At 71.6% G+C, this 21,408-nt stretch carries 17 protein-coding genes; 8 read left to right on the top strand and 9 right to left on the bottom strand.

What is annotated here, in order from left to right; translation table 11 throughout:
- Position 1: 1 nt before the first annotated feature.
- From ABEB03_RS44700 to ABEB03_RS44690, 3 genes are all read right to left on the bottom strand, one after another.
- A complete protein-coding gene (locus ABEB03_RS44700) occupies positions 2–1,396 on the bottom strand; it encodes a S28 family serine protease (protein WP_345658895.1) in 1,395 nt (464 codons plus the stop codon).
- Between the two features lie 482 nt (positions 1,397–1,878).
- Positions 1,879–2,274, bottom strand: a complete 396-nt coding sequence (locus ABEB03_RS44695) for a hypothetical protein (RefSeq protein ID WP_345658894.1) — start codon at positions 2,272–2,274, stop codon at positions 1,879–1,881.
- A gap of 251 nt (positions 2,275–2,525) precedes the next feature.
- Positions 2,526–3,434 carry an aldo/keto reductase gene (locus ABEB03_RS44690; protein WP_345658893.1) on the bottom strand — a complete coding sequence of 303 codons (909 nt, stop codon included), beginning with the start codon at positions 3,432–3,434 and terminating at the stop codon, positions 2,526–2,528.
- A gap of 69 nt (positions 3,435–3,503) precedes the next feature.
- On the opposite strand from ABEB03_RS44690, the gene ABEB03_RS44685 reads away from it, so the two are divergent.
- On the top strand, positions 3,504–4,505 hold the full coding sequence (locus ABEB03_RS44685; protein ID WP_345658927.1) for an ArsR/SmtB family transcription factor: 1,002 nt from the start codon (positions 3,504–3,506) through the stop codon (positions 4,503–4,505).
- Between the two features lie 119 nt (positions 4,506–4,624).
- Here ABEB03_RS44685 and ABEB03_RS44680 read toward each other — a convergent pair whose 3' ends face one another.
- Positions 4,625–8,344: a tetratricopeptide repeat protein gene (locus ABEB03_RS44680; RefSeq protein ID WP_345658892.1), complete on the bottom strand. Its 3,720-nt coding sequence runs from the start codon at positions 8,342–8,344 to the stop codon at positions 4,625–4,627.
- Positions 8,345–8,613: 269 nt separating this feature from the next.
- Between ABEB03_RS44680 and ABEB03_RS44675 the strand changes: the two genes are divergently transcribed.
- Positions 8,614–9,285 carry a VOC family protein gene (locus ABEB03_RS44675; protein WP_345658890.1) on the top strand — a complete coding sequence of 224 codons (672 nt, stop codon included), beginning with the start codon at positions 8,614–8,616 and terminating at the stop codon, positions 9,283–9,285.
- A gap of 95 nt (positions 9,286–9,380) precedes the next feature.
- Complete coding sequence (locus tag ABEB03_RS44670; RefSeq protein ID WP_345658889.1) at positions 9,381–9,863, top strand: HIT family protein; 483 nt, start codon at positions 9,381–9,383, stop codon at positions 9,861–9,863.
- Between the two features lie 244 nt (positions 9,864–10,107).
- On the opposite strand, the gene ABEB03_RS44665 is transcribed toward ABEB03_RS44670, so the two are convergent.
- Positions 10,108–11,112 carry a LacI family DNA-binding transcriptional regulator gene (locus ABEB03_RS44665; RefSeq protein WP_345658888.1) on the bottom strand — a complete coding sequence of 335 codons (1,005 nt, stop codon included), beginning with the start codon at positions 11,110–11,112 and terminating at the stop codon, positions 10,108–10,110.
- 144 nt (positions 11,113–11,256) lie between these two features.
- On the opposite strand from ABEB03_RS44665, the gene ABEB03_RS44660 reads away from it, so the two are divergent.
- The 3 genes from ABEB03_RS44660 (at position 11,257) to ABEB03_RS44650 (ending at position 14,521) form a co-directional block, all read left to right on the top strand.
- Positions 11,257–12,147: an amidohydrolase family protein gene (locus tag ABEB03_RS44660; protein ID WP_345658887.1), complete on the top strand. Its 891-nt coding sequence runs from the start codon at positions 11,257–11,259 to the stop codon at positions 12,145–12,147.
- A 40-nt stretch (positions 12,148–12,187) separates the two neighbouring features.
- Positions 12,188–12,688 (top strand): cysteine dioxygenase, encoded by a 501-nt coding sequence (locus tag ABEB03_RS44655; protein ID WP_345658886.1) that lies wholly within the window; start codon positions 12,188–12,190, stop codon positions 12,686–12,688.
- 144 nt (positions 12,689–12,832) lie between these two features.
- Positions 12,833–14,521 carry a multicopper oxidase family protein gene (locus ABEB03_RS44650; protein ID WP_345658885.1) on the top strand — a complete coding sequence of 563 codons (1,689 nt, stop codon included), beginning with the start codon at positions 12,833–12,835 and terminating at the stop codon, positions 14,519–14,521.
- A gap of 91 nt (positions 14,522–14,612) precedes the next feature.
- Here the strand turns inward: ABEB03_RS44650 and ABEB03_RS44645 are convergent, their stop codons facing one another.
- Positions 14,613–15,881, bottom strand: a complete 1,269-nt coding sequence (locus ABEB03_RS44645) for a M48 family metallopeptidase (protein WP_345658883.1) — start codon at positions 15,879–15,881, stop codon at positions 14,613–14,615.
- A gap of 251 nt (positions 15,882–16,132) precedes the next feature.
- Here ABEB03_RS44645 and ABEB03_RS44640 point away from each other — a divergent pair, with 251 nt between their 5' ends.
- Together ABEB03_RS44640 and ABEB03_RS44635 are read left to right on the top strand one after the other, a co-directional pair.
- Positions 16,133–17,146 (top strand): SecDF P1 head subdomain-containing protein, encoded by a 1,014-nt coding sequence (locus tag ABEB03_RS44640; protein ID WP_345658882.1) that lies wholly within the window; start codon positions 16,133–16,135, stop codon positions 17,144–17,146.
- A gap of 315 nt (positions 17,147–17,461) precedes the next feature.
- Positions 17,462–18,661 carry a PP2C family protein-serine/threonine phosphatase gene (locus tag ABEB03_RS44635; RefSeq protein ID WP_345658881.1) on the top strand — a complete coding sequence of 400 codons (1,200 nt, stop codon included), beginning with the start codon at positions 17,462–17,464 and terminating at the stop codon, positions 18,659–18,661.
- Positions 18,662–18,768: 107 nt separating this feature from the next.
- Here ABEB03_RS44635 and ABEB03_RS44630 read toward each other — a convergent pair whose 3' ends face one another.
- The 3 genes from ABEB03_RS44630 to ABEB03_RS44620 all read right to left on the bottom strand — a co-directional run bounded on the left by ABEB03_RS44630 (position 18,769) and on the right by ABEB03_RS44620 (position 21,406).
- On the bottom strand, positions 18,769–19,344 hold the full coding sequence (locus tag ABEB03_RS44630) for a transcriptional regulator (RefSeq protein WP_345658880.1): 576 nt from the start codon (positions 19,342–19,344) through the stop codon (positions 18,769–18,771).
- 137 nt (positions 19,345–19,481) lie between these two features.
- On the bottom strand, positions 19,482–21,098 hold the full coding sequence (locus tag ABEB03_RS44625) for a helix-turn-helix domain-containing protein (RefSeq protein WP_345658879.1): 1,617 nt from the start codon (positions 21,096–21,098) through the stop codon (positions 19,482–19,484).
- Positions 21,095–21,406 carry a helix-turn-helix domain-containing protein gene (locus ABEB03_RS44620; RefSeq protein ID WP_345658878.1) on the bottom strand — a complete coding sequence of 104 codons (312 nt, stop codon included), beginning with the start codon at positions 21,404–21,406 and terminating at the stop codon, positions 21,095–21,097. Before ABEB03_RS44620 ends, ABEB03_RS44625 begins: the two co-directional genes overlap by 4 nt.
- Positions 21,407–21,408: the final 2 nt, after the last annotated feature.

Genomic DNA, 21,408 nt, shown 5'->3' with positions numbered 1-21,408 from the left:
CTCAGCGCCGCAGGTGCCCCGTGGCCCCCGCGGCGCCGGGGCGACCCGTGCGAGAGGTACCGGTCCAGCGGGTGAGGGCGGCGGTGGCCTCGGCGCGGTCGGCCGGGGACAGTTCCGCGATGGTGGCGTGATGGTTGCCGCCGGGAGCCCACAGGACCCGGGAGTCGCGCGGGCCGGGGCGGAAGGCCTCGGCGACGGAGGGGTCCTGGGTTCCGTTGACGAAGAGCAGACGGGTGCCGCGACGGCGGACCCAACGGTCGATGTCGGGCATGGCCTCGGCGTCGAAGGTCATGGGAATGTCGCGGGGGACGAAATTGCGGGGTTCGATGGCGCCCGGGTGGCGGAGAAGACCGGCCAGATGCTCCTGCGGGACGTCCAAGTAACCGAGCTGAGTGCCCAGTTGGTAGAAGTACGGGATGAAGTCCTGTGCGACCGTGTCCGTGTAGAGGGCCAGCCCGGCGACGTCGTCCAGCCACGCGTACAACGCGTCGGTGGTCGCGCTCGCGGCGGGTATGCCGGCCGCATCCGGGGCGTCGGAGTACTGCCAGAACATGAACGGCGTCCGCAGGACGGCGGTTTCGAGGGCCTTGTCGGCGCTGCCGACGATACGGAAGGTCCTGCCGGTGGAGGCGGCCCAGGCCTCGTACCGGGCGACCATGTCCTCGCGGCGCAGCAGGATCTGCCGCTGCGCCTCCTTGAGGGCGTCACGGCACTCGCGGGTGCCCACGGTCTCCAGGAAGCGGACGTACGCCGAGTCCTCGCGGTCGTCGACGTTGTCCGGGGCGGAGTACACCACGCTGCCGTCCACGTCGTGGGGGTGGAACCGGCGGTGGTACACGGTGGCCATACCGCCCTTGCTGCCACCGGTGGAGATCCACGCTCCGCGGTACAGGCCGCGGAAGAGGCGCACGACGCGGTGGTGGTCGTCGGCGGCCTGACGGATGGTCAGAAATCCATAGCCGTGTGCCGCCGGGCGTGAGGTGCCGAAGTACCGGTGCTCCACCTGGATCTGGTTGCCGCCGAGCAGTACGGCCGGTTCCGTCCGCCGGGGCTTGAGCACGGCCTCGTAGCCGGTGGTGAACAGCACGGTGGGCCGGTCCACCGAGGTGTGCAGGAGCGTGAGGCGCTGCTCGAACGTGCCTGCCGAGGGGTCCGTGTGGTCGACGGGCTGGCGCAGGCCGAGGACGAAGAAGCGGTAGCCCGGCTCCGCCCCGGCCAGTTCCTCGATCACCCTGAGTCCCGGCAGGGCCCGCAGGGCGTCCAGTACGCCGTCGTCCGTGGGGGCGGGCAGGCGGGCGGCCGCGGCCGCCGGGTTCGCGGTCACGGTCGCCGCGGCGGTGAGGGCCGCGGCGGAGGCCGTCGAAGCGAGCAGATGCCGTCTCGTCCACGTACGCATCCTGAGTCCTTCCCGAGCGGGGCGGCGCCGGTGTCACCAACTCCCCGGCGCGGCACCACGGTCTGTGTCGCTGACCGCTTCAGTACATCCGCCGGACCGGTGCGCGAAGATCCCGCTCGTTGGGGAAGTGCCTCCCCCTGACGGGGGAGACGGCGCGAGCGTCCCGTGCCGCCGACACCGCGCGCGGCTGCGCGACACGCGCCTGACGATGCCCGCACGCCCTCGGAACAACGGGCGTACAAACGGCCGAATGGCCGCGTGGCGACCGGCGCGGAAGACCCGGGGTGACGGAAGGAAGCCGCCTCGGTCGCGGCGCGCCTCCACCTCAAATGCCCTCATTTCAGCGCGACTTCGGTCGACGCGCCCTCGCCGGAATCGTGTCGGCCGGTCACCCCGGGGCGGCCTGCCGGTAGGGGCGGTCGTGCCGGGGCGGCCGGCCGCAGGGACGGGCGAGGGGCGGTCGTGCCGGGATCTGCGCCGTCTCAGGCGGCGACCCGCTCGGGCGAGATCAGCCACCGCCAGCGTGGACGCTCCGTCAGAATTGTGGCCGCAGCCATCGCGCTCACCAGGACGGCGGCCCAGAGCGGCCAGACCACCCACGACGAGACGACGGCGGCGGCCAACTGGAGGAGCACGAGCAGGATCGTGACCGGACCCGGCACCGCGACGATCACGTGCGCCTTGTCCCCCGGAGTGGAGAACACCGTCGGAAGCCCGATCAGCAAGACGACAGACAGCACAGCGAGCAGCCAGGAGTGACCCGCCAACGCCCAGGGAGTCGCCACCCAGGCGACGATCTCGGTCGCGAACCGCAACACGGACGCCGTCCGGTCGTCCGGCCGTCCCGAGGTCGTTCCCCCACCCGCAGCATCGGTCACACCGGGACCCTCTCACGGCACACCGGCCACTGTCACCGGTCCGCCGAGCGCACACCCGGCGCCCGCCACGGCGAGACACCTCTCCCCGCCCGGCATTTCTCGACACCGCCGGACAGCCCCTCCCACCTCACGGACAGCAGCAGGTCACAACCGACTCCGACGCACTGCCGGAGAAGCACCTCAAGCCCGTCTTCGTGCGCTCCTCCGTGTGACCGCCGGACGGACGGCGCTCGTGCCGGGCGCGACGCCCGTCACGTTGCGGCGCGATGGGCGCAGTCCAGGAGGGCCAGGTCGTCCTCGGACAGACGCAGCGCGCCGGCGGCCACGTTGTCGTCGAGATGGCCGGGGTCGCCGGTGCCGGGGATGGCCAGCACGTGCGGCCCCTGGTGCAGCGTCCACGCGATACGGACCTGGGCCGTGCTCACTGCGTGTGCCCGTGCCACGGCGCGCACCTCGTCGCTGTCGGTGCCGCTCGCACCGCCCTGCCGACCCGTGCCGGCGATGGCGTAGAAGGGCACGAACGCGATGTCCTGCCGCCCGCACGCGCGAAGGAGTTCGTCGTGTTCGGGCCCTACGCCGATGCCGTACATGTTCTGGACGCAGACCACCGGCGCGATCGCGCGGGCCTCGGCGAGGTGGTGCGGCTGGATGTTCGACAGGCCGAGGTGCCGGACGAGGCCCGCCCGGCGGAGTTCGGCCAGCGCGCCGAAGCGTTCGGCTATCGAGTCGTTGCCGATGATGCGCAGGTTCACCACGTCGAGGTGGTCCCGGCCGAGTTGGCGCAGGTTCTCCTCGACCTGCCCGCGCAGGCGCTCGGGGGTGGCGGGTGGCAGCCAGGCGCCCGAAGGGTGGCGGCCCGGGCCCACCTTGGTGGTGATCACGAGATCGTCCGGGTAGGGGGCCAGGGCCCGGTTGATCAGCTCGTTGGCGGAGCGCAGCGAGGAGAAGTAGAACGCGGCGGTGTCGATGTGGTTCACGCCGAGCTCCACCGCGCGGCGCAGCAGGCCGATGGCCTGGGCGCGGTCGCGGGGCACGGCGTCGTGGGTGAGGGCCGCGCCGGTCTGCGTCAGGCGCATCGCGCCGAAGCCGATCCGGTGGACGGTGAGGTCGCCGAGGGTCCAACTGCCCGCTGCCGCGGCCGTGATGGTCGTCGAGGTCATGCCCGGATGTTCTCGGCGCTGTAGGCTCCGGGCCATTGATTAAGACATGGGTGAATCCTCGGGGTGGCCGTGCTGGCGGAGCTGGCGTTCTCGGTGGGCGATCTGGCACGTGTGCGGTTCGTGGTCTCCCCGATGTGGGAGGTGGGGCCCAGCATGCGGCTGCTGCGGTCCGGCACCGCGCACCCCGTGCACCGGGCCTGGGCCCGGCAGGTGGGGCCACGACTGGCCGCCGCCGGGCTCGACCGGGGATGGCTGGCCGCACTGATCCCGCCCTCGGGGTATGTGCCCGACTTCCTCAACCCGGCACCGAAAGGCCCTGCTCCCACGCTTCAGGAGGAACTGGCCGCGATCCGGGCCACGCCGGACGGCCGGGTCCGCGAGGAGCTGGACCGGCTCCGTCAGGACGGAAGCCGACTCGGGCCGCGACTCGGTCACTTGTACGCGGAGCCGAGCGTCCACCTGGTCCGGGTGACCGAGGAGATCGCCGCTTACTGGGAACTGGCGCTGGCTCCCTACTGGGCGCGCCTGCGCACCTGCCTCGACGCCGACGTCTACCACAGGACCCGCCAGGTCGCCGAGCACGGCGTCGGCCGCCTGTTCAACGACCTTCACCCGTCGCTCAGTTGGGACGACAGCGCGCTGAGGCTGTCCTCCCGGCCGGGGCCGCTGTCCCGGCGGACGGCGGGTGCCGGGCTGCTGCTGATCCCGTCGGTCTTCACCGGACCGGGCCTGTTCACCCGGGTGACGCCGCCGGATCCGCCGCAGCTCGCCTATCCCGCCCGCGGCACGGGCACCCTGTGGGCACCTCGGCCCGTCGCCCGCACCGATGCCGTCGCCGCCGTACTGGGCCGCTCACGGACCCTGCTGCTGGCCGAACTGCAGTCCCCCGCGTCCACGACCGAGCTCGCCCTGCGCACCGGGCTCTCGGCCCCGGCCGTCTCGCAGTGCCTCACCGCGCTGCGCGACGCCGGACTGGTCAGCGCCCACCGGGCGGGCCGGTCGGTGCTGTACGCGCGCACCTTCGCGGCCGAGACCCTCCTCGCCGCCTCCGCCCCTTCTCCTCACCTCTGAAGGGCAGCCTCGCCGCACCTTGGCCCAGGACGGCCCGTGCTCCCCTCCGGCAGGCTCTCAGCGGCTCACCAGCGACGCCGACGCGGGTGCAGGGCCCGCCAGGAGAGAAGCTCGAAGGACTACACGCCAGGCATCGGTGCCCTGTTCTCCAGTGCGTGGAGCCGTCGACGCACTGCCGTCGACTGCTCCTCGACGGGTGGCAGAGCGGCCACGAGCTTGTCGAGGCTGACAAGAATCTCCTGGACCTGCCACCGCGTCGGTCCTGAGGAGGCGAACTCCGACAGCCTGCGCTCCGCCGCGTCCCCTCGCCGGCGAGCACACTGCACGAGAAGCAGAAAGCCTCGCGCTCGCGCCTCCATCGCGGGAAGGGCGGCTTCGTGCAACAGCAGCCGTTCCGCCTGGTCCAGCCTCTCCGCAGCAGCGTCTTCGTCCCCCACCGCGCCGAGCACGAGCCCGGCCACGTAGTGGGGTATGCCCGCGCGAGGTTTGAGTTCCACCGCACGATCCAGATCGGCGAGTGCCTCAGGTCCGCGGTCCAGGCTCCTCAGTACCTCCCCTCGACTCGCCAGGGAGTCTGCTTCCCTGTGGCTCGTCAGCTGCACCACGCGGTCGAGATCCGTCAGCGCGTCGTCGAACCGGTCCAGCGAGTAACGGACCAGGGCGCGTTGAAGGAGCGCCCTCGAACTGTCGGGATCGACTGCGACCGCCGCGTCAGCCGCCTCGGAGGCCTCTTCGAATCGCCCCAGTACGCGCAGAACACCCGCGGCGTAAGGCAGATACGACCCCTCAGGTCGCAGTGCTCGGAGAAGGTCGAGGTCGCTCAGCGCTTCAGCGTATCGGCCGGAGAGGCAGCGGACACCCACGCGCCGTGACAACGCCTCCACATCGGGACTCTCCGCGATGAGCCGGTCGAGGGGCGACTCGCCTTGCTCGTACCGCTCGGTGATGGAGCGGGACGCAGCGAGCGCCGCACGGGTCCACGGGTCGTCCGGTGCCAGGGCGGCGGCACTCTCGAAGTCCCCGCGAGCACGGTGGTGCCGGCCGAGTTCCTGGTACGCCACACCTCTGCCGACGATCGCCGCGGTGTCCGTGGGCGTGGTGGCCAGCACCCGTTCGAACTCGTCGAGGGCATCACGGTGACGACCCTGGAAGTTGTAGAGATGCGCACGATTGCCCCGGACCGGAAGGCTGTCCGGGTTGATGTCCAGCGCCCGGTCCAGATCCTCCTCGCCGGAGCGCAACTGTCCGGCGAGAATCCGGGTCATGCCACGGACCGCCAGCGTCCAGTCGTCCTCAGGCGCAAGCGCGAGGGCGCGATCGGCTTCCGCGAACGCCTCGCCGAACCGCCCCAGGTGCCTGAGCACCTCCGCGCGACGTGCTCGAGCCCAGACATGGTCCGCGTCGTGCTCCAGGACCGCGTCGAACACGGAGAGCGCGTCGCTGGGACGACCGCTCAGCCGCAGGGCCTCGCCCCGCACGGAGATGGCCCAGACGTCGTCCGGGCTCACCTGGATCACCCTCTCTAGATCGGCGACGGCCTGAGGGTAACGACCCGAAGCGAAGTGGAAGTCGGCGCGGAGTTTCAGAACTGACGGGTCGTCGGGGGACAGGGCGACGGCGCGTTCGAAGTCGGCGAGTGACTCTTCGGTGCGCCCCAGACGCCGGCAGACCACGGCACACGCCGCGTGAAGCAGTGCGTGGTCCGGGCGGAGTTCACTGGCGCGGCGGAAGTCCGCGAGGGCCGCGCTGTTCTGGTCCATCGCGTAGTACGTCAGTCCGCGGTACCGCAGAGTCCACTCGTCGGCGCTCATCGCCACAGCCCGGTCGAGGTCGTCGAGCGCCTGCTCGTACCGGCCCATCAGCCGGTTCGCCTCACCTCGGTGCGCGAGGAACCAGGCCGAGTTCGGAGAGAGCCGGACCGACCGGTCCAGGTCGTCGAATCCCTGTGCGTTGCGGCCCAGGGCGATGCGTACGACGCCTCGCAGGGCGAGCGACCACGCGCCTCCCGGCTCGAGCTCCAGGGACCGGTCGAAGTCAGCGAGGGCGTCCTCGTAGCGGTTCATGAGCCGGTAGGTTTCACCGCGCCCCTCATAAGCTCCCTGCCGCTCCGGCGCGAGCCGCATACTGCGGCCGTACTCCTGGAGGGCGCTGCTGTACTCCCCTCGGCTCCGGTACTCGCGGCCGCGCAGGGCGTGGGCCGCCGCACGCGTCGCGTCGTCCAGCAGCGGGGACTCCAGTAGGGCGGCGATGTAGCCGAGGACCCCACTGTCGGCCTGATCCACCGACAGCGTCAACCGTCGCCCGAAGGCGCTGAGTTCGGTGATGCCACCGTCCTGACCAGCCTGATACAGCATGGCGCTCCAGCGACGGGCCGCCGGGGCACCGTTGAAGGCGGCCCGGACCGCATGGCGGACGGCATCCGTGGTCGCCTCCGAGGCACCGGCGCACAGCCGGTGGTACGTCTCCTCGCATCGTCGCCTCTGCCATGCGTCGTCCTGCCACTGTTGCGTCTCGCCGCGGTCGGCAGCGGTGTCGGCGTCCGCGGACGCGAAGGCCGACGCCAGGGCCGAGTGCTGTATCCGCCATCGACGCGGTGACTGACGACGCTGAAGTCGCAGGATCTGCGTGCGTACCAGGTCGTGATAGCGGCACTCCCCGCCGACCTCGCTGATGAAGGGCTGTCGACGCAGCCAGGCGAGCAGTTCCGGGACGGTGCGGTCCCCGGCAGTGCCGTCCCCTGCGACGGCGGTGCGCAGAGCGTCCTCGTCGAGCCGCCGTGGAAGGGCACCCGACAACGCCGCATCGCGCAGCACGGGGTCGGTGACCCATTTCAGCAACTGCCCCACGGCGGTGTCGCTGGGGTCGCCCACCTCCGCGGCGGCGGAGGGACGGCTGGCGGCCAACGTCATCACCAGCAACGGCAGACCTCCGGACAGGGAGATGATCTCCTGGACCACCGGCTCGTCCGTGATGTTCCAGCCGTCGAGCAGTTGTCGTGCCTCCTCGTCGGAGAACAGCGAGAGCGGTACGTCCTCGACCATGGCCAGATAGCGGGCCCAGCGATTCTGGTCGAGCCTGTTCTGTCCGGAGAGCGTGACGACCACATTGACCGGCAGGGGTCCGTACCGGCCGGAGAGCAACTGGATCAGCCAGGGGTCGAGGAAGGCGGCGGTCTTCTCGTGGGTGTCGAAGAAGAGCGTGACCCGGTCACGGCTCTCGGATGCGGCCCCGAAATCCTCGACGAACACCGGTGTCAGGACTTCCACCGGCGTCGTGACCAGCTTTATCTGCTGAGGATCTCGGAAGGTGCGCACGAGCGACTGCCGTAGTTGGTCGGCGCCTTGGGCCAGCAGACCCGAATCCAGAGCGGGGGTGATCAGTCCGAGGAGTGGCACCTGGTTCGCCAGACCGATCCCGACCTGTGCCGCCGCACGGCTGCCCGCTGACGGCTCGGGGGACTCCGGCGACGCCCCTGCCTCCACCTTCAACCTGCCCTCCCAGTAGGCGGCGGCAAGTTTGTCGAAGGACTTCAGTGGTACGCCCTGCTCGGAGCACTGCCGGCTGATCGCCTGCATGACCTCCAGGACGGTGACGGAGGTCTCGTCGGTCAGGGCGATGAGCGTGTCCTGCTGCTGCGCACGGTGACGGAACTGCTCGACCAGAGTCGTCTTGCCCACACCGGCCGGCCCGTGCACATGCACGAGGAAGCGCTTTTGGGGATCGTCCGGCGCCAGAGCCAAGTTCTCTGCGAAGCGGTCCAACTCGCCACGCCGGGCCACGAAATGTGGCTGCTGCTGCTTCCGCATGAGTGACTGCAGTGAGGGCTTCTCCCGCGCCATGCGAGGAGTATTCACCCGCCCGCCGCGTCACACACTCCAAAAGAGGAGAACTCGCCCAGATCACAGTCCGGCAGGAAGCGTCCGGTACGAGGACGGTCGTAGCCCTCGCCGACTCTCACGGCGCGGAGGAGACCTCCGCGCGAGAATCCCGTCGTCGCGCCGGACACCTGCGGAGCGACCCACCGGGCACGGCTGAGCCCGTCGGGCGAAGCGCCCGGTCATCACGGCCTCGGACGACAAGTCCGGTTCCCGCTGGGATCATCGACCCCATGGAGACGCTCAGCACCCCGGCCGTCCTCGCCGCCGTCGCGGACGGACTCGGCGACTGGCGCAAGCTGGCCCAGTCCCTCACCACCCGTTATCCGGTCGCGGACATCGTCCGAGGAGCCGCGTTCGTGGCCGCCGTCGCGGAGGCCGCGGTGTCCGCGGGTCGCGACCCGGAGGTCCGGCTGGGCCACGGATGCGTCGACGTGGCCCTGTCGTCCGCGGACGACACCCGGGGCGGTCGGTGGATCACGGCGCAGGACCTCGAACTGGCCCGCACGATCAGCAGGATCGCCCGGGAGCACGACCTCACCGCCACCCCGGGTGCGGTGGCGCAGGTGGAACTCGGCCTCGACACCGCCGACGACACGGCTGTGGGCCCGTTCTGGTCCGCGCTGCTGACCGGCGATCCGGGCAACACCGTTCTCGACACGGTCCTCGACCCGACGAACCGGTTGCCCAACGTGTGGTTCCAGCGGACCGACGCGCACGACACGCCGCGTCAGCGCTGGCACATCGACCTGTGGCTGGCTCCGGAGGTGGCCGGGGAACGCATCGCGGCCGCCGTCGCCGCGGGCGGCACGGTGGTCGACGCCTCCGAGGCACCGTCCTTCACCGTGCTCGCCGACGCCGACGGCAACAGGGTGTGTGTCTGCACCGCTCTCGGCCGCGCATAGGCCCCGCGACGGGCTCGCGGGTGCCCTGGCCACCCGTCGCAGCGACCGTCGCGGTCACCCGGTACGGCACCGGCCGGTGGGTAGAGTCGCCGCTCATGAGTGACGAGTGGCGCAAGGACCGGATCGGCAGCGCACTGCGGGGTGAGAACCCCGCGGTGCTGCGACGGCTGGACGCGGGATTCGCGGTGATCGGGGACGTCCAGTTCCTGCCGGGGTACTCGGTGCTCCTGGCGGACGATCCCGCGGTGCGACGGCTGTCGGACCTGCCGAAGGGCCGTCGGCTGGCCTTCCTCTCCGACATGGACCGACTCGGCGAGGCCGTCGAACGCGCCTGCCGACGCCTGGACCCGGCCTTCCGCCGGGTGAACCTGGAGATCCTCGGCAACACCGACGGATTCCTGCACGCTCATGTGTGGCCGCGGTTCGAGTGGGAGCCCGCGGACCTGGTGGGCCTGCCGGTGTGGCTCTACCCGCGGGAGATGTGGAGCGAGGAGGACTACGCCCTCGGGCCGCGGCACGCCGATCTGCGCGAGGCGATCGGTGACGAACTCGACCATCTGGCACGGTCGCCGGGCTGAGCACCGAGCCCGCACCACCGGCCCCGCAGGACAGCCACGGGTCCACAGCCGGCGGGCAGCCACCCCTCCACCGCCGTCAGGCAATGATCGGGTCCGCCGCCGTCGGACGACGGCCGGGCCCGGCACCGTCGGACGACGGCCGGGTCCGGCATCACCGGCCGGAGACCGGATCCGGCAACCCCGGCCGGCCTTCAGGTACCGCACCACCCGGCGGCGCCCGGTCCGGACCGCCGCCGGCCCTTCCTCACGCCCGTACCGCGGAGCCCCGCTCGCTCATCCGCGGCGCACACAGGATCCGCTTCCGACGCACCCGCTTGCCCTCGATCGCCGCGACGGTCAGCCGCGCCGCCTCCGCGGCGATCTCGGCCAGCCCCCAGTCGACGGTGGTCAGCGGCGGTGTGAGCACGCGCGAGACGGGGTGATCGTCGAAGCCGACCACGGAGACGTCCCGCCCGACCGTGAGCGAGGCCTCCGCCGCGGCCGCGTACACCCCGTAGGCCAGCGAGTCGGAGAAGCAGAAGACGGCGGTGGTGCGGCGGCCCCCGTCCAGGACCCCCCTCGCGACCGCCGTCGCCTCGCTCAACTCCTGGGGACAAGGGACCAGTTCGGCCTCCAGGCCGAGCCGGTCGGCCGCCTCGCCGACATAGACGTCGGCGGGCCGGTCCGGTGTGCTCGGCCGGGTGGGCGTCAGCACCGTCACCCTGCGGTGGCCGAGCCGGTGCAGATACTCCAGTACGGCGTCGATGCCGGCCCTGTTGTCGAAGATGACCTGCCCTGCCGTACGGGCCCGGTTCAGCGAGTCCCCCACGGCCACCACGGGCAGCGCGTCGGCGATCGCCGCCCAGTCCTCCGCCGAAGGGTTCACGGGAGACACGAGCAGCGCGTCCACCCGCTGGTCGCGCAGCTGTTTGGCGAGGGCGAGCTCCCGGTCGGGGTCGCCGCCCGCGTCCACGATGAGCGCGTACCGGTCGCCGACCAGCAGCTCCCGTCCGATGGCGGCCATCAACTGCTGCTGCCAGAGGTCCTGAAGGTCACCCGCGAGGACCCCGACCATGCTGGTACGGCCGCTCGCCAGGGCGCGCGCGATGGGGTCGGCCTCGTAACCGAGCTCGGCGGCGGCCCTGCGTACCCGTTCCTCGGTCTCCTTGGAGACGTGCTGGCCCCGCAGGGCATAGGAGACGGCGGCGGTGGAGAGGCCCGTGGCCTCGGCCACCTCCCTGAGGGTGGTGCGTTTGTTGGGCCTGGCCATGCCGGGAAGCCTACCGGGACCTGTCCGATCCATGGGCGCAGGCTTGACACGCCTTCTTGTTAAGCGATTAAGTTAAACGCATCACTGAAGCGCTTAACCTCACCTCTCCCCCAGTCCCCGCAAGGATTTTCCCGAGGATCCAGCGTGCTCATCGACGTCCACCAGCACTTCTGGCCGCCCGCCTTCGTCGAGCTGCTGCGGGCCCGCACCACGTCGCCGCGCCTCGACGGCTGGACCCTGCACCTGACGGGAGAGCCGCCGTACGAGGTCGCCCCGGCCGACCACGACCTCGCGGCGCGCGCCACTCTCGCCGCCGCCGACGGCCTCGACCTGGCACTGGTCTCGCTCTCCAGCCCGCTGGGCATCGAGCAGCTGCCGCCGGCGGAGGCCACGCCACTGCTGGACGCCTTCCACGACGGCGCCCTCGCCCTCCCCGCACCCTTCGGCGTCTGGGCCTCGGCCTGTCTGTCCGACCCGGACCCCGAAGCCGTCGAGCGCGCGCTGCGCCGCGGCTGCGTCGGCCTCCAGCTCCCCGCCACCGCGCTGCTCGACGCGGCGGGCTGGCGGCAGTGCGCCCCGCTCCTGGACACCCTCGTCCACCTGGACAAGCCCCTGTTCGTCCACCCCGGCCAGGCTCCGCCCGGCACCGAGGCCCCGCCCTGGTGGCCCGCCCTGGTCCCGTACCTCCAGCAGATGCACGCGTCCTGGTTCGCCTTCCGCGCCTTCGGCCGCGCGCGCCATCCGCGCCTGCGTGTCTGCTTCGCCGCACTGGCCGGCCTGGCCCCCCTGCACGGCGAACGGTTCGCGACGCGCGGGGGCGGGCGCGGCGAGGTCGACTTCGGCGTCTTCTACGAGACGTCCTCGTACGGGACGCGCGCCGTGGACGCCCTCGTCCGAGCCGTCGGCATCGACGTGATCGTCAACGGCAGCGACCGCCCCTACGCCGCGCCCGTCGTGCCCGACCTCGGCGCGGACGCCGCCCGGCACGCCCTGCGCACCACCAATCCCCTCCGCCTGCTGCACGGGAGCTCCTGAGCCCCGCACGGGACGGACGACACCTCGAAGGAGGAACACCATGACGTACGACTCCCTCCCGGACCGCACACTGGACAAGCGCGAGCTCCAGGAACTCGTCGACACCCTCGCGGCCCGCCCCGACCTCTGGCGCGAGCAGGTCGCCTTCTCCGACGAGGCACGGCACTACGCCTCCCTGCACCGTGACGAGTACGTCGACGTGTGGCTGCTGTGCTGGACCCGGGCGAACGACACCGGCTGGCACGACCACGACATCTCGTCCGGCGCGGTCGGCGTGGTGCAGGGCGCACTGAGCGAGTCCAATCCGCGCATAGGCGGCAGTCATCTGTCCGTCACCGTCGGGGCCGGTGAGTCCTTCTGCTTCGGCCCCGAGCACATCCACCGGCTCACCGGGGCCACGGACGACGCGGTGTCCATCCACGCGTACTCGCCGCCGCTGTGGCGTCTGGGCCAGTACGACATCACCGAGGACGGCCTGATGCGCCGCATCTCCGTCTCGTACGCGGACGAGCTGCGCCCCCTGGGCAACCCGGCCGCCTGACACCCGTCCGCGCCACGACGTCCGGCGCGTCAGGGTGACGCACACGCGTTCGAACCGTGCCATTCGTCGCACACCGTGCGTGATTCATCAGACGCGCCGTCCGAATTCCCGCATATATCATGCCAAAAAGTGTGTTATTCACCCATGCACACACCTTCGCGCCGCACCGTGCTCGGTGCCTCGATCGCGGCCGCCACGTCGGGAGCCCTGGCCGCCTGTTCCGGGTCGGACTCGCGCCCGCAGACCGTCGACAGCCCGAGGCCCACGTCACCACCGAGGACCGTCGCCCGCCCGGGACCCACCTCACAGCCGCGAACCGGTGACGGCCATGGATCCGCCCAATTCGGCGGTGACGGTTTCGTCCCCGAAGGGCCACGCGGATACGTGAACCCGTCCGGTCCCGAGGTCATCGCCGCGGAGAAGCGGCGCGGGCAGGGCCCCGTCCGCACCTTCCGGCTGACCGCCACCGAGACCACCGTCGACCTGGGCGGACGATCGGTCAGAACATGGGCGTACGGCGACGATCTGCCGGGCAGAGAGGTGCGCATCAAGTCGGGCGACATCCTCGACCTCACCCTCGCCAACCACCTGCCGACCGAGACGACCCTGCACTCGCACGGCGTGCGCATGCGCTGCGACATGGACGGCGTACCGGGGCTCACCCAGTACCCGATCCGGCCCGGCGCCGACTTCCGGTACCGCTTCGCCGTGGACCACCCGGGCACCTACTGGCTGCACTCCCACTCGGGCATGCAACTCGACCGCGGCCTGTACGCCCCGCTCATCGTGGAGGACCCGCGAGAGCCCTTGTCCTACGACAGGGAATGGGTCGTCGTCCTGGACGACTGGCTCGACGGGGTGCAGGGCTCCACCCCGGACAAGGTGCTCAGGCAGTTGCACGGCAACGCTCGCCGGGCGCCGATGGACATGGGCACCGGCAACGGGGACGAGCACTCGGGCCACGAAGGGGAGGGCGACCGGTCGACCGGCCCCAACCGTGTCCTGCACGGCAGTCACAGCCGCATCCTGGAGAGCGAGGGCGGCAGCGTCGACTACCCGTTCTACCTGATCAACGGGCGTCTCCCCGGTGCCCCCTCGGTCTTCCGGGCCCGTCCCGGCGAGCGCATCCGGCTGCGGATCATCAACGCCGGGGCCGAGACCCCCTTCAGGGTGGCGCTCGGCGGTCACAAGATGACCATCACCCACACGGACGGATACCCCGTCCAGCACACCACCACGGACGCCCTGCTGCTCGGCATGGCGGAACGGTACGACGTCCTGGTCACCGTCAAGGACGGGGTGTTCCCGCTGGTCGCGCTCGCGGAGGGCAAGAAGGCCAGGGCCCTGGCCGTGCTGCGCACCGGCCAGGGCAGGAAATCCCTGCCGCAGGCCGACGTGCACCCGAAGGAGCTCGACGGACGGATCGTGCCCGCGCGCCGGCTCGTGCCCGACGACTCGGTCGCCCTCTGCCACCGCAAGCCGGACCGGGAGATGCGCGTCACGCTCACCGGCAACATGCGCCAGTTCAACTGGGGCTTCGACCACCACCCCTACTCGATCACGCAACGCCACCCCGTGCGTGAGGGCGAACGCGTCCGCATCACCCTCATCAACGCGACGAACATGTGGCACCCGCTGCATCTGCACGGCCACACCTTCGCCGTCAGCGGCATCGACTCCGCCAGGGCCCGCAAGGACACCGCGATCGTGCATCCGCACCGCAAACTCGTCGTGGACTTCAACGCGGACAACCCCGGCCTGTGGATGCTGCACTGCCACAACCAGTACCACTCCGAGAGCGGCATGATGACCATCCTCGGTTACCGCACCTGACGGCCGCGTCCCGGGCCACCGAGGTGGCCCGGGACGCCCCGCGCGGACCTGCGCGGGCACCCGGCGAGGACTGCCTCAGCCGTCGAACCCGTCACGGATCAGCCGGCGGGCCACCGCGGTGCGCGCCGCGGCGAGTTCGCCGGCGATCCTGCGGTCCCGGTCGTCGTCCGGAGCGACGGCCGCGTCCCGGGGCACGTCGGCGAGCAGGCGGGCGCCTGAGGTGGGTCGGCGGGTGCGTCGCGTCGACGCTGTGTCCGCGCAGGCTCCCGGCACGGCGCTGGCGTTCGTGCTCGTGTTCCGGGATGGACGCCATGTGCGCGGTGAGCCGCTCCCACACCTCGTCGGCGCGGTTCTCGGCCTCACGGGCGGAGCGCGGCCCCGACAAGGCCAGGGCGTTCACCTCGCGTCGCAGCAGGATCTCGGCGGAGTCCACCACCAGCAGCCGGTCCATGAGACCCACGGCGGCCTCGGAGGACCCGGCGTGGGCGGCCTCGCGATCGGCGAGGTACTCGGCCCGCTGAGCGGCGCGCAGCGTCAGTTGGTCGAGCAGCATGAGCAGGCCCTGCACCAGCAGCCCCGGCACGATGTAGACCACGTTGACGAGGATCTCGATCCCGGTCGGCTGCGGGACGGGGGCGAAGACGTAGCGCCAGGTGGTCAGCGACCGCAGGGCCGTGTGCACGACGGCTGCGTGGCGGACGTCGCCGTTGCCGTAGTGGCCGAGTTCATGGCCGAGCAGGGCGATCCGCTGCCGTGGGCCGAGGATCTCCCACAGGGGCAGTCCCAACGTCAGCAGCCGACGCCCGCGCAGACCGTACGGCATGACGCTCGCGTTGATCTCCGTGTCGACCGCGATGGCGTGCACGCCCCGGGTCCCGGCCACCTGGGCGACCTCGTCGACGAGCGCGAAGAGGGCGGGTGCGTCGGCGCGGAGCAGAACGGGCTTGTTCTCGGGAAGCCGGGCGAAGCGGGGCCGCAGCGCCGTCGCCGCAAGGAGGAAGGGGAGGCCGAGCAGCATTCCCGGCCCGCCCCAGTACCGTACGAGGAACCAGACACCGCCGAGCGCGGCCGCCAGGGTGACACCGTGGACCGCGAGGGCGATGACATAGGCCAGGGTCGCGGCGGAATCCCGCCGGGCGCGCAGCGTTCCCCCGCCCGTCACCTCCGCGAAGAGCTTCTCCCCATGTCGCCGGGCCAGAGCGCGGCGCGCCCGCTCCACCCTTCCCTCCTCGGCCCGCGGTCCCTCCGGATCCACGTTCCAGTCGCAGGCGGCGCACCAGAGGGTGAACCGGCTGTCGCCGCGTATCTCGGCCCCGCACTGCGGGCACGGCTGTGTCGTCTCTCCTGCGGCGCTCCGCATGGAATTCCCCTCCCTCGCGACCCCTCCCCAGAGGTCGCAGACATGACAGAGGGCGAGCTGATCATGCGACCCTCCCCGGGTAAAGAGGATTTCCCCATGCGGTCCGCCCGGAGATCGAAACGCAACGTCCCAGGCCACCGCGGCGCTCGGGCACTCGGACACAAAGCGAGCCGCGGAAACGCTACAGAAGGAAAAGGAACAATCTGCGACTTCCGGCACACCGGGTATTCCGGTCTTGAGACCATCCGCGCATGCGTCCCTTTCGTCCCTGGCATGCGGCCGTCATCCCCTGTGTCGCGATGGTGTCTCTCTCCGGCTGCGCCGGATCCGCGTCCGGCCCGAAGGACGGGGCCTCCGCCGCGGGCCCCGCGCACTCCGGCAGCGCTCTGCCGTCGGACACGGCGGGCGGCGGACGCGTGGTGGTCACCTTCACCGGGGCGTCGCCATTGAGCGCCGACGCGGTACGCCAGGCCGCCGACCGCATGCGCAAGCGCGCCGAACACCTCACCGGCGCCGAGGTCGAAGAGCGAGGCGACTCCATCGTCGTCACGGGGCGGGCAGCCGACAAGGATCGTCTGGAAGAGCTGGGCGACACCGGTGAACTCCTCTTCCGCCCCGTCCTGGCCCTGGACGCCGCCGGTGGCTCTCAGGCGACGCCCTCCCCCAGCCCGACGGCCCCTCAGGGGCGTGCCCTCACCCGGGGGCTGGGCCTTCGCACCGATCCCTCGGCCGTCCCGAGCGCCGGGGCGGATGCGAGCGGCGCGGCCGACGCCGCGCTCCAGCAGCGGTTCACGGCACTCGACTGCTCGGGGAAGCAGGACCCGGTGGACCGGGAGGACCGCCCTCAGGACTCCGTCGTCGCCTGCGCCGACGAGAACGACGCCACCGGCCGGGATTCCAAGTACCTGCTCGGCCCCGCCGTGCTGGAGGGCACCGACGTCAAGTCCTCGAAGGCGGAGTTCGACAAGAACGGCGCCGCCGGATGGCTCGTGCAGCTCGACTTCACCTCGGCCGGCACCGCCAAGTTCGCCGAGGTCACCGGTCGGCTCTCCACCAACCAGTCGCCGCAGAACCAGTTCGCGATCGTCCTCGACGGCGCGGTGGTGAGTGCCCCCTACGTCAACCAGAGCATCACCGGCGGCCAGGCCCAGATTGCCGGCACCTTCGACCGCCGCTCGGCCGAGCAGCTCGCCGCCACACTCAACGCCGGTGCGCTGCCCGTCGATCTGAAGGTGTCCGAGGTGACCACCCTGCCTGCGGGTTGACGCCCCGAGCGACCGGCCCCGGACCGCCCCGCGGGCGCGGCGGGGCCACTGGGGAGCCGCGGGGCCCTCGGGACACCCGTACTCGATGACGGCCGTACGGCGCCGGACATGCCCTGATCTGGAGCAATCAAGGCGATGCGACGGCCGGGCGCAGCAGGCTGGTCGCCCTGATCATTTCTCGCCGGGAGTCCGTGTGCACAGGCCGCATGAGTGGAGCCGTCCCGGGTGTGGTGCACATGCGGGCCACGCCCGGACGGACCCGACCGGTGCGGCGGTGCTCCTCCTTCCCCTGTCCGCTCCGCGCCGGAGGGGGCTGTGAGGTGGCCGGGCCGCGCCGGGACCGCGACGCCCGACGCCACACAGCCCGGCGGCATCGACCGGCTCCGGGTGCCCGCACCACCGGCGTGGATGCGCTGGCTGCCCGCCCTCTACGTCGCGTTCGTCCTGATCCTCGAACCCCTCACGCCGGTGCAGTGGCCGGTGAGCTTCCTGATCATCGCCCTCCCGGTCATCGCCGCCTTCGCCCACGGCCCCGTCGCCGTCGCCGCGATCACCTTGGCCGCGATCGGACTTGAAGGGGTGCTGGCCGGCACGCCGTGCTGCGCGGGCCGCGAGGTGGGCTACCTGTGGGACCGCCACTACGTCGCCACCTACGTGTGCACCGCCGTCGTCGGCGTACTCGGTACGATCCTCGCCGCCCACCGGGAGCGACGGGAACGGACGCTCGCGACCGTGCGTTTCGTGGCCGAGATCGCGCAGCGTGTCCTGGTCAGGCCCGTCCCGCAGCGCATCGGACGCATTCTGGTCGACACCTTCTACTTGGCGGCCGCGGCCGAGGCACGGATCGGCGGCGACCTCTACGAGGCCGTCCCCACCCGGCACGGCCTCCGTCTCCTGATCGGCGACGTCCGCGGCAAGGGCCTGCTCGCCGTGGAGACCGCCGCCACGCTGCTCGGTGCCTTCCGCGAGGCCGCTCACGACGAAGCGGACCTCGCGAACCTCGCGCGCCGTGTCGAGACGAGCATGAGCCGCAGGGCCGCCCAGCTCCCCGGCAGCGACATGGCGGAGCGGTTCGTCACGGCGGTCTTCGCGGAGATCCCCGACGACGACTCGGTGGTGCGCATCGTCAACTGCGGCCATCCGCCGCCCGTCCTCATCAGCGGCAACAAGGTCGTCGAGTTGGAGACGAACGACCCCGCACCGCCCCTGAACCTGGGCATGCTGCTCGGGGACACCTACCACGTCGAGGAGCACCCGTTCGGTCCCGGGGACCAGTTGCTGCTCTACACCGACGGTGTCACCGAGGCCCGCGATCCGTCGGGAACCTTCTATCCCCTCGTCCATCGCATCCGCTCCTGGGGCCCGCTGCCGCCCCACCGGCTCCTGGAACGGCTGCACCGCGATCTGCTCGTCTACAGCGACAACCACCTCCACGACGACACGGCCGCCCTCACCGCGTATCGCCTGCCCGACCATGCGGGGGCCGAGGACGGCACGGACTATCGGGAGCGTTGACAGGGCCCTCGGCCGAGGCCGGTCGAGCTGTCGGGCCGACGGGTCGCCCGGCCGCCGCCTCAGGAGGCCGGCGGCTCAGGGCGCCGGGCTGTCAGGCCGCTGCGCTGTCAGGCCGCGAACCCGATGTTCGTGACGTACTCGTACTGACCCCACTGGGAGCCCAGGTCGACGACCACCTCACTGATCCAGGCATCGTCGAGTGCGGCCTCGTCGCCCACGGCCCATGACTCGACGATGCGGTCCCAGCGCCGGACGTTGAGGGTGCGGTACTCGACCACGCGCTGCTGGGGGCGGGACACCTGGGACTGGTCGAGCGGATGGAACTCGACGCGGGTGCCACGGCCCGCGCGGTTCAGGCGCGCGAGCAGATAGCGGGCCACATTGTGGCGGCGCACGGTCCGGTAGGCGGTCTCGATGCGTTCGAGATTCCTCTTCGAGGGGCTGCGTCTGCCGTCCAGCCACGCCGTGAGCGTGCGGTCGGTGACCGTGAGACCGGCCGCGCGGGCCGCCTCGCGGGCGTGTGCGCTCCGGGTGAGGTAGTGCAGCCGTGCCGCCAGGCCGCGCCGGGCCGTGATCGGTGTGACGACGAAGCCCGCGAGCGCGTCGAGTTGACGGGCGACGGCCTCGTGGCCCTTGATGCCGCGAGCCCCGAACTTCCCGAACTCGATGTTCCTCTCCGGCACTTCTTCCCCTCACCACCCACCATGTCGGCCCTCGACGGATCTTCGACAGAGCGCACGTCGGTGCGCCGACATGCTACAGGCCGGGGCCCTGCCGGCCGTGAACGGCGCCGCCCGGCCTCACCGGTGGCGCGACCTGCTCATCCTCCGACCGTGTACGTGTCCTTGACCTTCACCTCGGCGACGCCGCGGCCCTCCGGGAACACCGCGCGCCAGTCGCCGGTGACGTGCAGTTCGTCGGTGCCCATGGCGCGGACGACCATCAGGCCCTCGTCGTACGCCTTGTACGCCTTCATCCAGAGGTTGGCGAACGCCTGGGAGCGGATCAGGTGCATCCAGTCCGGCCGGTACAGCTTCCGGTTGTAGTTCGACTCCCCCATCGTCGACACGAACTTGGAGTACATCGCCTTCACGTACTCCAGGGTCACCTCGTCGTCCTCGGCGATCGCCCGGTCGCGGGCGTCCTTCAGGGCGACACGGAACTTCTCCAGCAGCCCTTCCGTCGCCCCCGAGGTGAACGACTCATGGATCTCGGGTGGGTCGCACAGTCCGTACTTCGGCCCGGACAGCCGCAGCAGCAGCCGCAAGGTCGGCTCCGTGACCCACAGAGGGCCGGGTTCGTCGCGACTGCCGAGCGGGTTGGGCAGGACCGCCTCGTGGTCCCACGCGGGCGGCGTGATCAGATGCACGCCGGAACGGCGGCGGTCGTGGTCCCCGCCCGTCGAGTGCTCCAACTGCCCGATCGGGAGATGCGTCTTCAGCGCGGACAGATAGGCGCCGTTGACGTCGAGAGCGGTCACCTCGTGCGGGCCCATGGGGAGTTCGGGGCGGGTCCACTTGGGGCGGGCCTCCCAGATCCGGTCCGGGCCGCGTGCGGTCTGCTTGCGCAGGACGTCCGGGATCCAGGGGTGGGCGACGACGTCGTACCGCCCGCCCTTGCGTGTCTCGTCGAGCAGCGCCATGGCGTCCGGGATGGCCCGCTTCACGAGTGCCGCCGTGGCCGCCTCTGTGTCTCCCCGGTGCGTCGTGAGCGCCTCGGCCACGGCCTGGCCGATCGGATCGGGCGTGTCGGAGGCCGCCCGCACACGGCGGCCGACAGGGACGACCGTCACCGGCTTGCCCCGGCTGCCGGTCGCCACGGCCCTCGGGGAACGGGCCGCGGGCTCCGCCGGCTCCGCGGACGTGGTCCCGGCCGTTCGCGCCACCACTGGCCCGGCCGAGCGCGCCGGTGCAGGCCCGGCCGAACGCGCCGACGCGGTGTTCGTCGGGTCCGCCGGTGAGTCCGGGGCGCATTCCGCGGGATCCAGGTGCTGCGGGAAACCCGCGACCTGATGGCGGGCGGGACTGCCGCACAGGACGCAGGGCCGGGGCGCCGAGAGGACCTCGACCTCGTCCGCCGGGCCCTCGCCCGGCGCGTCCACGCCGTCACTGTCACCGGCGTCGGTACCGGTCCCGTCGTCCGCCGCCGAGCCGGCCGCGGACGCGAGGGCCCGGGCCGCCTCCTCCTCGGCCCGGGTCTGAAGCCTGGCCCGCGCGCCTTCGAGGAAGTACGCGTACTTCTCACGGACTTCGCCGCTCGGGTCCCGCCCCGCCTCCCAGCCGCCGACCGTGGACGGGCTGACACCGAGGGCCTGCGCCACCTGGGTGCGGGACAGGTTCAGCTCTTCGCGCAGGGGCCGGCGTGCCTCGGCCGGCGGCAGCGGAACCTCCTGCCTGGCGTTGGCCAGCAGCGCGTCGATCGCGTCGAAGTCCGTCATCGTGCCACCTCTTTCGGCCCGCCCGGAGCGGCGGCGGGAGCGCGGCGACCGCTCGTACGGCGGCGGCCGGCGGGCAGGCACTCGAAGGCCCGGGTCGGACCGGCCAGCAGGTCCAGCACGTCGATGCCGAAGTGCGCGGCCACCGCCTCGCAGTCCGCCAGGCTCCATGCGGCCGTGCCGGACTGACGACGGCTCACCTGGGCCTGGCTCACACCCAGGGCCGTGGCGAGGTCGGTCTGCGACTCGCCGGTCGCGTGCAGGAGCGCGGCCACGGCCGATCGCGCACGGTCCTCCAGACTCATCCCCATTC

It is taken from the genome of Streptomyces siamensis (assembly GCF_039543605.1).
Lineage (GTDB): Bacteria > Actinomycetota > Actinomycetes > Streptomycetales > Streptomycetaceae > Streptomyces > Streptomyces siamensis.
This window is presented reverse-complemented; position numbering and strand designations above follow the sequence as displayed.

What these genes read in the sequence shown, in the direction of transcription:
- ABEB03_RS44700 (WP_345658895.1), bottom strand. Translation starts at nt 1,396, where the DNA reads ATGCGTACGTGGACGAGACGGCATCTGCTCGCTTCGACGGCCTCCGCC.
- ABEB03_RS44690 (WP_345658893.1), bottom strand. Translation starts at nt 3,434, where the DNA reads ATGACCTCGACGACCATCACGGCCGCGGCAGCGGGCAGTTGGACCCTC.
- ABEB03_RS44680 (WP_345658892.1), bottom strand. Translation starts at nt 8,344, where the DNA reads ATGGCGCGGGAGAAGCCCTCACTGCAGTCACTCATGCGGAAGCAGCAG.
- ABEB03_RS44675 (WP_345658890.1), top strand. Translation starts at nt 8,614, where the DNA reads ATGGAGACGCTCAGCACCCCGGCCGTCCTCGCCGCCGTCGCGGACGGA.
- ABEB03_RS44670 (WP_345658889.1), top strand. Translation starts at nt 9,381, where the DNA reads ATGAGTGACGAGTGGCGCAAGGACCGGATCGGCAGCGCACTGCGGGGT.
- ABEB03_RS44665 (WP_345658888.1), bottom strand. Translation starts at nt 11,112, where the DNA reads ATGGCCAGGCCCAACAAACGCACCACCCTCAGGGAGGTGGCCGAGGCC.
- ABEB03_RS44655 (WP_345658886.1), top strand. Translation starts at nt 12,188, where the DNA reads ATGACGTACGACTCCCTCCCGGACCGCACACTGGACAAGCGCGAGCTC.
- ABEB03_RS44650 (WP_345658885.1), top strand. Translation starts at nt 12,833, where the DNA reads ATGCACACACCTTCGCGCCGCACCGTGCTCGGTGCCTCGATCGCGGCC.
- ABEB03_RS44645 (WP_345658883.1), bottom strand. Translation starts at nt 15,881, where the DNA reads ATGCGGAGCGCCGCAGGAGAGACGACACAGCCGTGCCCGCAGTGCGGG.
- ABEB03_RS44640 (WP_345658882.1), top strand. Translation starts at nt 16,133, where the DNA reads ATGCGTCCCTTTCGTCCCTGGCATGCGGCCGTCATCCCCTGTGTCGCG.
- ABEB03_RS44625 (WP_345658879.1), bottom strand. Translation starts at nt 21,098, where the DNA reads ATGACGGACTTCGACGCGATCGACGCGCTGCTGGCCAACGCCAGGCAG.
- ABEB03_RS44620 (WP_345658878.1), bottom strand. Translation starts at nt 21,406, where the DNA reads ATGGGGATGAGTCTGGAGGACCGTGCGCGATCGGCCGTGGCCGCGCTC.